General features: G+C 39.9%; 15 protein-coding genes. 11 read left to right on the forward strand and 4 right to left on the reverse strand.

Translation table 11 applies throughout. From position 1 onward, the window contains the following. Positions 1-131 precede the first annotated feature (131 nt). Positions 132-329 (reverse strand): hypothetical protein, encoded by a 198-nt coding sequence (locus ACFQ4X_RS02530; RefSeq protein WP_379832993.1) that lies wholly within the window; start codon positions 327-329, stop codon positions 132-134. A 212-nt stretch (positions 330-541) separates the two neighbouring features. On the opposite strand from ACFQ4X_RS02530, the gene ACFQ4X_RS02535 reads away from it, so the two are divergent. From ACFQ4X_RS02535 to ACFQ4X_RS02545, 3 genes are all read left to right on the forward strand, one after another. Continuing rightward, positions 542-1816 carry an ammonium transporter gene (locus tag ACFQ4X_RS02535; protein ID WP_379832994.1) on the forward strand — a complete coding sequence of 425 codons (1275 nt, stop codon included), beginning with the start codon at positions 542-544 and terminating at the stop codon, positions 1814-1816. A gap of 61 nt (positions 1817-1877) precedes the next feature. Further along, the gene (locus ACFQ4X_RS02540) at positions 1878-2852 is read left to right on the forward strand and encodes a DUF294 nucleotidyltransferase-like domain-containing protein (protein WP_379832995.1); all 975 of its coding nucleotides are present in this window, start codon (positions 1878-1880) and stop codon (positions 2850-2852) included. Then, positions 2849-3577, forward strand: a complete 729-nt coding sequence (locus tag ACFQ4X_RS02545; protein ID WP_379832996.1) for an exonuclease domain-containing protein — start codon at positions 2849-2851, stop codon at positions 3575-3577. The genes ACFQ4X_RS02540 and ACFQ4X_RS02545 overlap by 4 nt, the downstream gene beginning before the upstream one ends. Before the next feature lie 35 nt (positions 3578-3612). On the opposite strand, the gene ACFQ4X_RS02550 is transcribed toward ACFQ4X_RS02545, so the two are convergent. Next, positions 3613-3927: a MerR family transcriptional regulator gene (locus ACFQ4X_RS02550; RefSeq protein WP_066287352.1), complete on the reverse strand. Its 315-nt coding sequence runs from the start codon at positions 3925-3927 to the stop codon at positions 3613-3615. Between the two features lie 202 nt (positions 3928-4129). Between ACFQ4X_RS02550 and ACFQ4X_RS02555 the strand changes: the two genes are divergently transcribed. The 5 genes from ACFQ4X_RS02555 (at position 4130) to ACFQ4X_RS02575 (ending at position 7476) form a co-directional block, all read left to right on the forward strand. Continuing rightward, positions 4130-4699, forward strand: coding sequence for a nitroreductase family protein (locus tag ACFQ4X_RS02555; protein ID WP_379832997.1), 570 nt, complete (start codon positions 4130-4132; stop codon positions 4697-4699). Positions 4700-4908: 209 nt separating this feature from the next. Then, complete coding sequence (locus ACFQ4X_RS02560) at positions 4909-5088, forward strand: small, acid-soluble spore protein, alpha/beta type (RefSeq protein WP_379832998.1); 180 nt, start codon at positions 4909-4911, stop codon at positions 5086-5088. A 116-nt stretch (positions 5089-5204) separates the two neighbouring features. Continuing rightward, positions 5205-5351 carry a hypothetical protein gene (locus ACFQ4X_RS02565; RefSeq protein ID WP_379832999.1) on the forward strand — a complete coding sequence of 49 codons (147 nt, stop codon included), beginning with the start codon at positions 5205-5207 and terminating at the stop codon, positions 5349-5351. Between the two features lie 22 nt (positions 5352-5373). Continuing rightward, a complete protein-coding gene (locus ACFQ4X_RS02570; RefSeq protein ID WP_379833000.1) occupies positions 5374-6009 on the forward strand; it encodes an FMN-dependent NADH-azoreductase in 636 nt (211 codons plus the stop codon). 165 nt (positions 6010-6174) lie between these two features. After that, positions 6175-7476: an Nramp family divalent metal transporter gene (locus ACFQ4X_RS02575; RefSeq protein WP_379833001.1), complete on the forward strand. Its 1302-nt coding sequence runs from the start codon at positions 6175-6177 to the stop codon at positions 7474-7476. 20 nt (positions 7477-7496) lie between these two features. Here the strand turns inward: ACFQ4X_RS02575 and ACFQ4X_RS02580 are convergent, their stop codons facing one another. Then, on the reverse strand, positions 7497-8477 hold the full coding sequence (locus ACFQ4X_RS02580) for a D-2-hydroxyacid dehydrogenase family protein (RefSeq protein WP_379833002.1): 981 nt from the start codon (positions 8475-8477) through the stop codon (positions 7497-7499). 167 nt (positions 8478-8644) lie between these two features. Between ACFQ4X_RS02580 and ACFQ4X_RS02585 the strand changes: the two genes are divergently transcribed. From ACFQ4X_RS02585 to ACFQ4X_RS02595, 3 genes are read left to right on the forward strand one after another with little or no spacing between them, the layout of a single operon-like run. Further along, entirely contained in the window at positions 8645-10003 is a 1359-nt protein-coding gene (locus ACFQ4X_RS02585; RefSeq protein WP_379833003.1) for a sugar phosphate nucleotidyltransferase, read from the forward strand. Between the two features lie 13 nt (positions 10004-10016). After that, entirely contained in the window at positions 10017-10703 is a 687-nt protein-coding gene (locus tag ACFQ4X_RS02590) for a glycosyltransferase family 2 protein (RefSeq protein WP_379833004.1), read from the forward strand. Positions 10704-10717: 14 nt separating this feature from the next. Next, entirely contained in the window at positions 10718-11869 is a 1152-nt protein-coding gene (locus ACFQ4X_RS02595) for a glycosyltransferase (RefSeq protein WP_379833005.1), read from the forward strand. On the opposite strand, the gene ACFQ4X_RS02600 is transcribed toward ACFQ4X_RS02595, so the two are convergent. Further along, entirely contained in the window at positions 11855-13018 is a 1164-nt protein-coding gene (locus ACFQ4X_RS02600) for a glycosyltransferase family 4 protein (protein WP_379837004.1), read from the reverse strand. The genes ACFQ4X_RS02595 and ACFQ4X_RS02600 overlap by 15 nt on opposite strands. Positions 13019-13021: the final 3 nt, after the last annotated feature.

The raw sequence follows: 13021 nt of genomic DNA on the forward strand, positions 1-13021 counted from the left end.
CGGAAAGCGAGCAACCTGTAACGGAAATCAACTACTTTCAAAAGTCACAATTTTTACAAAAACCTCCCCTGCAAAAATACTAAAAAAGGGAACTCTCCGATAAGGAAGTTCCCTTTCACTTCATCATTATATTATTTAAAAACGTCTAGCGGTATTGTTCCTTTTTTTACGGAGAGTGATTTGATTTTTTGGATATCCTGATTGTTCTTTATTTCTCCCATAAACTTTTCATAGGCTTCAGGTACAGTTGGAACTGTATAGATCACGCGATGCAATCTGTTTTCAATGGCAGCTTCAACTAGAAACAGTTCAAAATGATCTTTATTCAAAATTGAACCCCCTTCATATTTCAGAATAATAATTAATTCTCTTTTCAAGTTCGTTGTACCTTTATTCTTCAAGTATTTGTAATAGAAAAGTAAAGAAAATATGGCTGACTCCAAGCATTTAAAAAACTATGTTAGATTTTCTGACATGAAAGTAGAATCTGCGCCAGAACTGTATAGAATGAAAGAAATATCACATACAGGGGGCGTTCAAAATGGAAGAAATCATATTTTCTTTAAACAGTGTCTGGTTAGTACTTGGTGCACTGCTTGTTATTTTGATGCAAGGTGGATTTATTTTACTTGAAGCAGGCTCGACAAGAATGAAAAATGCCGGTCACATTGCCGGGAAAACGGTCTTTACGTTTGGATTGGCATCGATTGTGTTCTGGGCAGTAGGTTATGGCTTTATATTTGGCGGAAACTCAAATTTCTTTATCGGTCTGTCAGACTTTTTCTATTCAGGTGAACAAGCAGGCGACATGCCTTATTCAACAGCTGCTTTCTTCCTTTTTCAGCTAGCTTTTGCTGGCATCTCATTAACCATTGCGTTCGGCGGTTTTGCAGAGCGTGCAAAGTTATCTGCATATCTCGTATTCGCAATACTCTTTTCTGTACTTGTTTATCCAGTTGTTGCACATTGGATCTGGGGTGGCGGATGGTTAGCTGAACATGGGAAGCAGGATTTCGCCGGTTCGACAGTTGTTCACTTAACAGGTGCAATGGCTGCGTTCGCTGCAACAATTTTACTAAAACCGAGAATCGGTAAGTTCAATAAAAACGGGACAGCCAATAACATCTTTGGCCACAATCAAGTCTATACGGCGCTGGGAGTTATCGTGTTATGGGTCGGTTGGTTTGGCTTCAACGGCGGCAGCACGTTTGTTGTAGATGATGGTTTTTTTGGATTCGTTGCACTTAACACAAATATTGCTGCTGGTGCCGGGGCAGTAGCTGCTCTCATTATTTCATGGATAGTTCTTGGGAAATCAGATATACCAACCATTTTAAACGGTGCACTAGCAGGTCTTGTTGCCATCACGGCATCTTGCGCTTTCGTTGAAACGTGGGCATCGGTTGTAATCGGGTTTGTAGCAGGGATCTTAGTATTCTATAGTGTAAAGTTCTTCGATAAATTAAAGATAGATGATCCGATTTACGCATTGTCTGTTCATGGTGCAGCAGGAGTTTGGGGCACGTTATCAACGGGTCTATTCGCAACACCAGAACTCGCATCAGTTGGTCAGCCTGGATTATTTTATGGAGGAGGATTCTCTCAGCTTGGTGTGCAGGCTATGGGTGTTTCTGTTTCCGCAATCTATGCTTTCGCCGTCTCATTCGCTATTTTATATATCATGAAAAAAGTCATGAAAGGATTGCGAGTGAGTGAGGAAGAAGAAATCATCGGTCTAGACGTAAGTGAGCACGGCAACTACGGATATCCAGAAGCGTTTATCGCAAATGAAGAAAAGAATAGAATTGCAAATTAATTAAGTGGTGAATGCATTGGGGAATTTCCTCAATGCTTTTACACAATTGGATGTGTTATTGATGTCATATATAAAAATAAAACAATGGCGCGACAGCGAAATTGAAAAACAAGAAAGTTCATATGATCTAAATGCGTTTCATGATTTAATCATGAAGCAGGTTTTTGAAACGGCTCTGAACAAAGTGAGCGAAGAAGCAGGACCTCCGCCATGTCATTATGCCTGGTTTGTCATGGGTAGTGCAGGCAGGTTTGAACAGGCAATCATTAGTGATCAGGATCACGGAATCGTTTATGAGGAAGAGAACGAGGAGAGCGGCCGATACTTTAAAAAACTTGGGAAAGAATTAGCCTTTGGCTTATATGAAGCAGGCTATCCGTATTGTGATGGAAATGTGATGAGTTCTAATCCAGTTTGGTGCCGATCGAAAGTGAGCTGGAATGACCAGCTTGCAAAATGGCTGAATGAAGAAAGCTTTGACAGTATTCGTTATCTGCTGATCTTTTATGATGCGAGGGTGCTCCAAGGGGATGAAGAATACATCTTCCGTTTGAAGAAGCACATACACGACGCCATCAAGGAAAAACCAGATCTGTTAGAACGTTTTTTAGAAAATACGATCCATACAAAAAAGGCAGTCGGTTTCTTTCAGCAGTTTTTGCCGGAAACACATGGTTCTCATGCCGGAAGCATTGATATCAAACAATCTGGATTCCTTCCTTATGTGAATGCTGTTCGATTATTAGCCATGAAAGAAAGCGTTGAGGCAGCTTCGACGCTGTCGAGGATTGAAGCATTATCCCAGATTCCGAAATATAGCCACGAACTGCAAAATTATAAAAGTGATTTTGAGAAGCTGCTTCATTACAGGTTTATGTATCATAAAAAAATGACTGAGGACTATGATGATATACATTATCTTGATGTAAAAGAATTAGACAAAAATGAAAGAAAAGAAATGAAGCAGATTCTAAAGGATGGACAGAAGCTGCAGGATTACACACAGTCAGTCATCAAAGGGTTGATGAGAAGGTGAGAATTAATCCGCTCATTCAGTTTATGAAACAAATGCAAGGCAAGATCAATTCGAGTGTCTATGCGTCGATGCAAGGACAGTCCAGTGCCCAGCACATCGCTTTTTTAAGACAGCTGCAAAAAGAAGTGAAAGTAGAAGAAAGTCTGGAGGTTCCGCTGAACGAATTGAATGTCGTAGTGTTCGATCTCGAAACAACGGGTTTCTTTCCTGATCAGGGCAATGAAATCCTATCGATTGGAGCAGTAAAAGTAAAAGGTGACGAAGTGCAGCATGAAGAGTGTTTTTATTCACTTGCAAAATGCAGCATGGAACTTACTCCTGATATCAAACAGCTGACAGGATTAAAGGAAGAAGATTTTGAAGGAGCTCCAGAGTTATCGAAAGTACTTATCGACTTTTATGAATTTGTAAAAGGAGATGTCCTTGTAGCACACCATGCGAGCCATGAAAAAAGCTTTCTGCAGCATTTTAACTGGAAGCTTTTCCGAACTCATTTCAAACACAGAATCGTGGATACGTCTTTTATATTGAAAATTGCAGATCCCGATTCAAACTTAATACGTTTGGAAGATTGCTGTGAACATTGCGGTATCCCTGTAAAAGACCGGCATCATGCATTAGGAGATGCAAAGATGACTGCTGAACTTTGGAGTATATATGTAACGAGAATACAGCAGCAAGGGATTAAAACCTTACGTGATGTATATGAAAAGCTTTCAAGATAAGACAGCTGGCAACCTAAAGTGGGGAGCCAGCTGTTTTAGTTTCTTATATTAAACTGTGCATTGATCTGTCCACGGATCATTTTGTTTCGTTCTTCCCGCTGCTGTCTTTTCGTCATTTCTTTTTTTATCTCAAAGGTTTGTACACCATCTTCTATCTGGTTTGCAATTTCCATCAATATTTCCACGTCAGAGAAGGAATATTTTCGAGTCCCGCGTCCGGTGCGCTCAGGGAAGATCAGCTTTCTTTCCTCATAATAACGAATCTTCCTCTCTGACAAACCTGTCAGCTCACTGATGATACCGATGGACATGACTTTTTTGTCTTTATAGGATGTTTTATCAACAGACATATAGTAACCTCCATTTAAAGTATGAAAGAAAGCTAACAAATAAATGATTTTCAGAATATTGTTATTTATTATATCACATTGATGTTAGAATTCCTTACATTAATTTTATGATGGTTAAACAGAAATGGTGATTACAGCATATTTTTGTCATTCTATATACCAAAAAGTAAGAATATCTGTAATAAGGAGGGGAGTGTTTGAGATGGATGTGTTAGATGCGATTAAAACACGAAGGAGCATCGGAAAAGTAAAAGATGACCCAGTTCCTTCTGACTGCATTGAAAAAATTCTTGAAGCAGGAACATATGCACCAAACCATTACAGGACAGAACCTTGGCGCTTTTTTGTTATAAGCGGAGATAGCCGAAAGAGATTAGGAGCTGTTTTAGAGGAAACTACACGAAAGGATTATGCTGATTTAAATGCTGATGAGTTAGAACGCAAAGCGGAAAAAGCAAGGAATAATCCTTTAAGAGCACCGGTCATCATTGCTGTGGGGGTGGAACCGGGCGATAAGAAAAACGTTATCATGAAGGAAGAATACGCAGCTGTATGCAGTGCGATCCAAAACATGCTGCTTGCATCACACTCATTGGGATTTGGCGCAATCTGGAGAACGGGTGCTGTAACCTATCATGATAAAATAAAGGAATTCTTCGGTTTGACACCAAAAGGGGAAATGGCTGGTTTTATCTATATTGGGTATCCAGATTTAACACCAAAAACAGTAAAGAAATCAGGTTTTGAAAACTTTACGGTATGGATGAACTGACTATTTACTAAGAAATTGGCCAGAATAATAGTTAAATATTAGGAAAAAATACAAGTGTGAATATTTGAGGTTTGCCATTAGTTTCACAGGGACGATTGTTTTCAATCGTTCTTTTTTATTTCTCTTAACAAATACTACCTATATCAAAAGCGTATAAGAAAAATTCGAAGTGGAATTATAAGTTTAATAATTAAAAGGAGGTGAAAATAATGGCTAGAAACAACCAATTAGCAGTACCTGGTGCTCAACAAGCTGTTGACCAAATGAAGTATGAAATCGCTTCTGAGTTCGGTGTAAACCTTGGACCAGACTCTACATCTCGTGCAAACGGATCTGTAGGTGGTGAAATCACTAAGCGTCTTGTAGCACAAGCTCTTGGCGGACGTTAATAATTAAATAACATGGCTATGGCTATCTGTTAAAGCAGGTAGCCTTTTTGTAATAAATTGTAAGTGAATATATGTAAAATTATGGTTTAAACTAGAGAGGGGAGGTGAGTGATGAAATGGATAACAAACCTATTCATTATGACGGAAGTTTACATGGAACCAATGAGGTGGAAGCGGAAGTGATATCTGAGCCGTTTGAAATAACTGATGAAATAAGAGCAAAGATCCGCGGGAATCCATACTTACATGAAGCAAATGAATAAATAGAAAGGTCAGGTTCAACATATGACAAAAGTTTTGTACATAACAGCACATCCGCATGATGATACAATGTCGTACAGCATGGCTGTAGGAAAAGTATTTATCGAAGAATACAAAATAATAAATCCGGATCATGAGATTGTGAATGTCGACCTGTATAAGGAAGATGTTCCTCAAATCGATGTGGATGTCTTTAGTGGATGGGGCAAACTTCAATCAGGTAAAGGGTTTGAAGAACTGTCTTCAGAAGAAAAAGCCAAAGTAGGAAGACTCACAGAGTTGTGTGATCAATTCGTTTCAGCAGATAAATATGTGTTTGTTACGCCATTGTGGAATTTTTCGTTTCCGCCAGTAATGAAAGCATATATTGATTCAGTAGCCGTTGCCGGAAAAACATTTAAATACACAGAGCAAGGTCCTGTGGGTCTTTTAACAGATAAAAAGGCTATGCACATTCAAGCCCGCGGAGGCTTTTATTCTGAAGGGGCTGCAGCAGGAATGGAAATGGGACATCGTTATCTGAGAATCATCATGCAATTTTTCGGGGTCCCTTCCTTCGAAGGGATTTTTGTTGAAGGACATGCTGCAATGCCTGACAAAGCAAGTGAAATAAAGGAAAATGCCATTGCCAGAGCAAAAGACGCAGCACATACGTTTTAATACAATTGAATTGAGATTAGAAAGCCTGTGATTATTTTCACGGGCTTTTTTATTTTCTATCAAAAATTTAAACTTATAGTTGAGTAAATTTTCTGAACTATGTCATAATGGGTAAATACTATTTTGAAAACGTTTTCTGATATTGGAGCAAAAGGAGGAATAGACATGAAAAGTGAATCATCTTTGAATCATGATCTGCATCACGCAACAGCGAACACTAGTCCATTGCCGCCACAGACAATAGGACAAAAGCTGAAAATGATTGGCCCGGGATTTGTTGTTGCTGCTACTGGAGTGGGGACAGCTGATATGATTACTGCCATAGTAATCGGTACCTCGTTTGGCATGACCTTCGTATGGGCTATTATTATTGGATCTATTTTAAAATATTACTTAAATGAAGGTGTTGGACGCTGGTACCTCGCAACAGGACAAACGATCCTGCAAGGCTGGCATTCCCTCGGAAAATGGGCAACGAGTTATTTTGGCGTCTACTCTGTTATCTGGGGTTATATTTATGGAGCAACCGCAGCGATGACTTGCGGATTAGGCATGCACGCTATGCTGCCGATCATGCCGATCTGGGCATGGGCCATCGTACACTCACTGGTTGGATTCGCTCTTGTGTGGACGGGCCGTTATTTGCTGTTTGAACGAATCATGACTGTCCTAATTGGCGTTATGTTTATCACGATTATCGGAACATCTCTCCTCTTTTTACCTTCAATCGGGGAGTTTGCAGGAGGTTTTGTACCTCGAATGCCTGATGGATCACTCATGCTCGCTTTAGGATTAATTGGAGGTGTAGGCGGAACGATCACAATGGCGTCCTATGGGTACTGGCTGAAGGAAAAGGACTGGAAAGGAAAGGCTTTTGTTCCAATCATGAGGCTGGATTCGAAAGCAGCTTATGTGATCACGGGAATTTTTACGATGGCAGCACTTGTGATCGGTGCTAAATTCTTATTTGGAACAGATGTGAAACTGGAAGGGGACCAAGGTTTATTGGACCTTGCCGGATTATTGGGGCAGGAATTCGGAACGCCATTGCGGTGGCTTTTCCTGATTGCTTTTTGGTCGGCAGCTTTTACTTCACTTCTAGGAGTATGGAACGGTGTGCCTTACTTGTTCGCAGACTTCTTAAGAACGATCCGGACAAAAAAAGAAGACTTGCATAAAGTTAAACCTGTTTCGGAAAAAGATAAGTCTTACCGTGCGTATCTCGCTTGGCTGACATTTCCACCGATGCTCATTTTCTTTTTGGGGAAACCAGTGCAGCTCATTATCATCTATGGAGTTCTCGGAGCATTGTTCATGCCATTTTTAGCTATCTCACTGATCATTTTATTAAACTCGAAAAAAGTGGACGCGGAGTACCGCAACAAATGGGTGACGAACGCAGTCTTGATCGGATGCCTCCTTATGTTTGCGTACCTCGGAATAAACGAACTGCAAAAGCTGTTTTAAAGAAAGAGAGAGCCCGCCGATTAAACGGTGGGCTTATTTATATGTATTTTTTCAAGATTCACGATCCGCTCTGGCTTACCTTCGATTAAAAAAGAAAGGATGTTATCGATGCTTACAGATAAAAACTGATGAAACATATTATCTGTCTTCCATCCGATATGCGGCGTTAAGATTACGTTATTCAGCTTCAAGAGCGGGTGATTCTGATCGATTGGCTCATGATTAAATACATCGAGGCCAGCTCCGCCGATCCAATTCTCTTCTAATGCTCTTACAAGTGCAGCTTCATCCACTACTTCTCCCCGGGACGTGTTAATAAGGAAAGTATCTTTTCTCATAAGTTTAAAATGTTTTTCTGAAAGTAAGTGTTTTGTTTCTGGAACGAGCCTCACCGTAATCATTACAAAATGAGATCTCTGCAGCAAATCCTCCAGTTCACTGAATTCAACACCCTGAGCTCGTGCACGTTCTTCAGTTAATCGGGGTCCCCAGGCGATTGTATTCATATTGAAGGCTCTCGCGATTTTTGCGACACCTGAACCAATTTTACCAAGACCGATAATACCCACCGTTTTGTTTTCAAGTCCTAAACCGGATGATTCCGCCCATTGTCCTTGTTTCATCTGCATATGTAATGACAAAAGATTGCGAGAGTGAGTGATCATCATGCCGATTATTAATTCCACAACAGCGGCAGATCCCCCAGGAGTGGTGGCTACAGGTATGTTCAGCCGGTTCGCCTCGTCCATATCAATATGAGCAAGACCAGCACCTGTTTGTGCAATAAGCTTAATATTTTTTAGTTGCTGGAGCACTTCTTTAGAAAACCTCGTACGTTCTCTTATCGGTAAAATGACATCTGCATGCTCGATACGGCTTAGAAGAACATCATGAGAGGGTTTATCGTGATAGATCTCAACTTGAAAGTGCTGCCGCAATCGCTCTATTTCTGGATTTTTCGCAAAACTTTTTTCCCAATCATCTAATATGACTACTTTCACTAGCCCACCCCATCCTCGTTACTCATTACCTTTTTATCATAACGAAAAAAGAAGAAATCATCTTCTTTTTTAAATCGTCGGTTCTTAGGTTGTTGTTAGAGAACCGCATATCATCTTATGGATCTTCATAGAATAGCAAAGGCCGTTTTACACAATGGAGGATTGATATGAAAATTCTTCTTTTATCAGGTGGTGCCGGAAGAAGACTTTGGCCGTTATCGAATCAGATCAGGGCTAAGCAATTTTTAAAACTGCTAAGCATAGAGAATAACAGGAATGAATCCATGCTGCAGCGTGTATGCAGACAATTAGAAGAAGCTGGTCTTTTTTCAAACACTTATATTATTACGAGTCAAGGTCAGCAAGACTTAATTCAAAACCAGGTGGCAGCACCAATGCCAATCATCAGTGAACCAAGCCAAAAAGGTACCTTTTCAGCTGTATCATTAGCTGTTGCTTATCTTCACTCAAAAGAAGAAGCAGGACTCGATGAAACGATTTGTGTTCTCCCCGTTGATGCATTTGCGGACCTATCCTTTTTCCACCTTATTAATAAGATGCCTTCTATCCTCGCGAAATCCTTGGCTGAACTTGCGCACATTGGAGTTGAACCTGAATTTCCTTCCGATCAACTCGGGTATATCGTTCCGAACATCAAAGAACAGTCCAATGACTATTTTCAGGTCACTCATTTTATTGAAAAGCCGAATATGAAAAAAGCGGCTGAACTAATAAAGAAAAAAGCTCTTTGGAATTGTGGAGTTTATGGTTTCAATATGAGCTTTATGCTTCAGTTGCAAAAGGAAAAAGGAATTCCAACACAATACGATGAGCTGCTTAGCGTATATAAAAATCTTCCCAAATTAAGCTTTGATGTGGCAGTAGCTGAGCATAGCAAGCGTTCAATCGTCGTACCTTATAGCGGACAGTGGAAAGATATTGGTACGTGGAAGAAGATAAGTGAACATATGTCTTCAACGGTTACAGGTCGGGGCATGCTCTCGGACGACTCAATCAATACACATGTTGTAAACGAATTATCGCAGCCTGTTCACGTGATAGGAATTTCAGATAGCATGATTGTGGCTGGCGCTGATGGAATACTTGTAGTGGATAAAAGCAGATGTGCAGAAGTAAAGCTGCAGCATACAAAAGAAATGCCCCGCTTTGTGGAAAAACGATGGGGCAGCTATAAAGTTTTAGAAAAGATAGACGCGGCTGATGAACAGCAGTCCGTTACAAAATTTGTAAACGTACTGCCGAACTGTAATATTAGTTTACATGTACATCATAATAGACAGGAGATCTGGACCATCCTTTCAGGTTCAGGTGAAGTGATTGTAAACGGTCAGCTCCACTCAATTAAAGCGGGGGACGTCATTCAAATTTCTTTAGGTATTAAACATTCAATTAAAGCGTTAACTCCTCTTAAGTTTATTGAAGTTCAGATTGGAGCTGAGATTAACGAGAACGATATACTGCGTATTACGTATTCATGGGATGAGGCACTTCAACAATGTACGTAAGGTGGAGAGGATCATGGTCTCAATCATCTGCTGCACAATGAGAGAACAATTTATGGAGAACGTTTTTCGGAATTACGAAAATCAGCTTATGTCAGAAAAAGAAATGATCATTATATTAAATAATGATCATTTACATTTAGCCAAATGGAAAGCAAGGGCAAGATCATTCAAAAACGTATCCGTGTATCAGCTCCCTGGAGAAACGACGCTCGGTGAATGTTTAAATGCTGCTATTCAAAAAGCCATCTATCCTTATATTGCAAAGTTTGATGACGACGATTATTACGCACCACATTATCTTCAGCAATCCTGGGATACTTTGCAAGAAACAAAAGCGGATGTAATTGGGAAACGAACAGTCTACATGTACTTTGAAGATGAAAAATTGCTTGCTATTAATAGTCCGAGCAGAGAGAAGATGTTTGTGAGACAAGGTCTGAAAGGAGCTACTCTGTTTTTTAATAAAAAAATCTGTGAGAACATCCATTTTCCTGCTCTGAACCTTGGAGAAGATACTGTTTTTTTGAAGCAGTGTGTAAAGAATAATTTGAAATTGTATTCGGCAGATAAAAGAAATTACGTATGCATACGCACTTTCCGGTCAGGTCATCATACATGGAATGTCAATAATGCCGCACTGAAAAGAAAATCATCTATCGTTTGTCATACAGAAGATTTTAAGTCTCTCATTCTCGAATGAAAAAGGAGATTAATATGAAAGACTATCAAGTGATTTGGCGTGGACCTGTACTAGATGCAACAGGGTACGGAACAGCAAGCAGGGAATATGCACTGGCTTTAGACAGGCAAGGCGTTAACGTGAAAATTGAAACGTATACGTGGAATTTCCCTTTTACTATAGAGAATCGAGAGAAAAAAGAGAGGCTGCAGCAGCTCATAGAAAAACCTGCATCAAACGATAAACCGAAGATCTTAATCTATCATTCTCCTCCAGCTTTTATTGATAAAAAAGAAAGAGAGCAGTATGAGTACTGCTTATTAAATACTGTCTGGGAAACGAATAAAATCCCTGAATCTTGGAATGCGATCATTCGAACATTTGACGCCGTATGTGTACCGTGTACCCATAATATAAAGGCACTGAAAAACAGCGGCGTTTCTATCCCGATTTTCCTGGTTCCTCACGGGGCGGATACGACCATGTATCATCCTGCCAATCCGCGAATAACGTTTCCTGAAGGAGAGGGAAGGTTTGTTTTTGTTTCAGTCTTTGATTTTCAGCACCGAAAAAATCCGGAAAGTCTATTGCGTGCTTACTGGGAAGCGTTCACCTCAGATGACCAAGTCCTGCTTGTCATCAAAACATATGGCAGTTCGCGTAAAGAGATCAGGAGTGCCATTATGAATTATAAAAGAAAGCTTGGGTATGGTGAAAATACAGCGCCTTTTTATGTAATGACAGGGATCTGCGAGGAAAAACAATTAAGAGGACTTTATACCGGAGGCGATGCGTTTGTACTTCCCACAAGAGGTGAAGGCGTTGGTCTGCCTTTTATAGAGGCATTATCGAGCGGGTTGCCAGTGATCGCAACAGGGTGGGGCGGACAGATGGATTTCTTAAATGAAAAGAATTCCTTTTTGGTGAAATATAAACTGCAGAGTCCTTCGATCAGCATGCACAATGAAAATGCGATATCCACAACTTATCCTAGCTTTGCTGAGAAAGGTCAGCTATGGGCAGAAGCGGATATTGAGCATCTGAAGCAGCAGATGAGGTATGCCTTTTTGAATCCGAGACTGTGTAAACAAAAAGGGGCACAAGGCAGACAAGATATGCTGAAAATGACATGGGAAAAAGCAGGTAAGGCTATGATAAAAGCTATCGAGAGGTTAATGGGACATTAATTTTTTTAGTTCAAAGTTCATTTGTTTGGCGATGCTTTTCCATGAAAAATGATTGTTTATATATTTTTGCCCATTTAAGGAAACTCCATGTAAAACGTTTTTATCAGTTGTGTATCGCTTTAGTGTATCAGCGAAGTTATTTTTTTCAGCATGAATGTAGTGTTTCATAGGGATCAGATTTAATCCTCTTACACCGAATTCCGTTGAGAATAACGGAAGTCCTGCAGATAAAAACTCCAATGTCTTCAGATTAACGCCAGCACCCGTGAACATAGGATTAATGGCAAGGTCAGCTTCTGCCAATAACCTTAATTTATGTTTGTGGCGCACTCTTCCCAAGAGTTTCACATTAGGTTTACTAGAATTTGCAAACGGAGTACAGCATCCTCCAGCGACAACAAATTCAATTTCGGGACAGCTGTCAGCTAGATGATTAATGATATAATCCACTGATTCAATGTTAGGCGGATAATCTGCGCCAATAAAAACAGCGGTGTGCTTTTCGTTAGATGACTGTATTCTTGGAAGCCATTCAGATGGATGAATACCATTAGGTGCCACCATAATTTTAGAAGAGTTTGGATTGTACATCGTTATCAAACTATTACTATCGTCCTCTGAGGTTGAGAAAACGAGGTCCGCACCTCTTACTAGCTTTTTTTCCAAGTTAAAAAGCATAGGAAGGTAGTCTCTAGCCAGATTGTTTTTCCAAATCTGATCTGCGAGCTTGTATTCGTGATTATGACTGTTATAGATTCTGAGTTTACGATCCTTACCAAAATACTGATCATATTGAAGCAAATAAGGGGATTCGTGAACGATTAGATGGGCAGAATCATAGAGAGAGTCAAACTGTTTTTTTAATAGAGTAGGATAATTGGAAAGTTCAGTCTGTATGAGTAAGCCGAATTCATAGGATAATTCGTTGTGCTGCAGTTTTTCCACCACTTCATGATAAAAGGAATCCTTCTCAACTTTATATTCTCTATAGGTAGGAGAATATATAAACAAACCTCCTTTATGGCCAAAGGTTTGGGAAAGAAGAGTAACATCGTAATAGCTGCTGAGCTCCTGATAAATATGAAAATAGCGTAAAGTGCCCCCGCTGGTCGGAGGATATACGGTTGGGAAATGATTTAATACTAGCATTCT

This window comes from Fictibacillus halophilus (genome assembly GCF_042680145.1).
Classification (GTDB): Bacteria; Bacillota; Bacilli; order Bacillales; family Fictibacillaceae; genus Fictibacillus; species Fictibacillus halophilus_A.

Bases quoted from the DNA above. Each gene is read 5' to 3' on its own strand.
- ACFQ4X_RS02535 (WP_379832994.1), top strand. From the start codon at position 542: ATGGAAGAAATCATATTTTCTTTAAACAGTGTCTGGTTAGTACTTGGT.
- ACFQ4X_RS02540 (WP_379832995.1), top strand. From the start codon at position 1,878: ATGTCATATATAAAAATAAAACAATGGCGCGACAGCGAAATTGAAAAA.
- ACFQ4X_RS02550 (WP_066287352.1), bottom strand. From the start codon at position 3,927: ATGTCTGTTGATAAAACATCCTATAAAGACAAAAAAGTCATGTCCATC.
- ACFQ4X_RS02555 (WP_379832997.1), top strand. From the start codon at position 4,130: ATGGATGTGTTAGATGCGATTAAAACACGAAGGAGCATCGGAAAAGTA.
- ACFQ4X_RS02560 (WP_379832998.1), top strand. From the start codon at position 4,909: ATGGCTAGAAACAACCAATTAGCAGTACCTGGTGCTCAACAAGCTGTT.
- ACFQ4X_RS02565 (WP_379832999.1), top strand. From the start codon at position 5,205: ATGGATAACAAACCTATTCATTATGACGGAAGTTTACATGGAACCAAT.
- ACFQ4X_RS02570 (WP_379833000.1), top strand. From the start codon at position 5,374: ATGACAAAAGTTTTGTACATAACAGCACATCCGCATGATGATACAATG.
- ACFQ4X_RS02575 (WP_379833001.1), top strand. From the start codon at position 6,175: ATGAAAAGTGAATCATCTTTGAATCATGATCTGCATCACGCAACAGCG.
- ACFQ4X_RS02585 (WP_379833003.1), top strand. From the start codon at position 8,645: ATGAAAATTCTTCTTTTATCAGGTGGTGCCGGAAGAAGACTTTGGCCG.
- ACFQ4X_RS02590 (WP_379833004.1), top strand. From the start codon at position 10,017: ATGGTCTCAATCATCTGCTGCACAATGAGAGAACAATTTATGGAGAAC.
- ACFQ4X_RS02595 (WP_379833005.1), top strand. From the start codon at position 10,718: ATGAAAGACTATCAAGTGATTTGGCGTGGACCTGTACTAGATGCAACA.
- ACFQ4X_RS02600 (WP_379837004.1), bottom strand. From the start codon at position 13,018: ATGCTAGTATTAAATCATTTCCCAACCGTATATCCTCCGACCAGCGGG.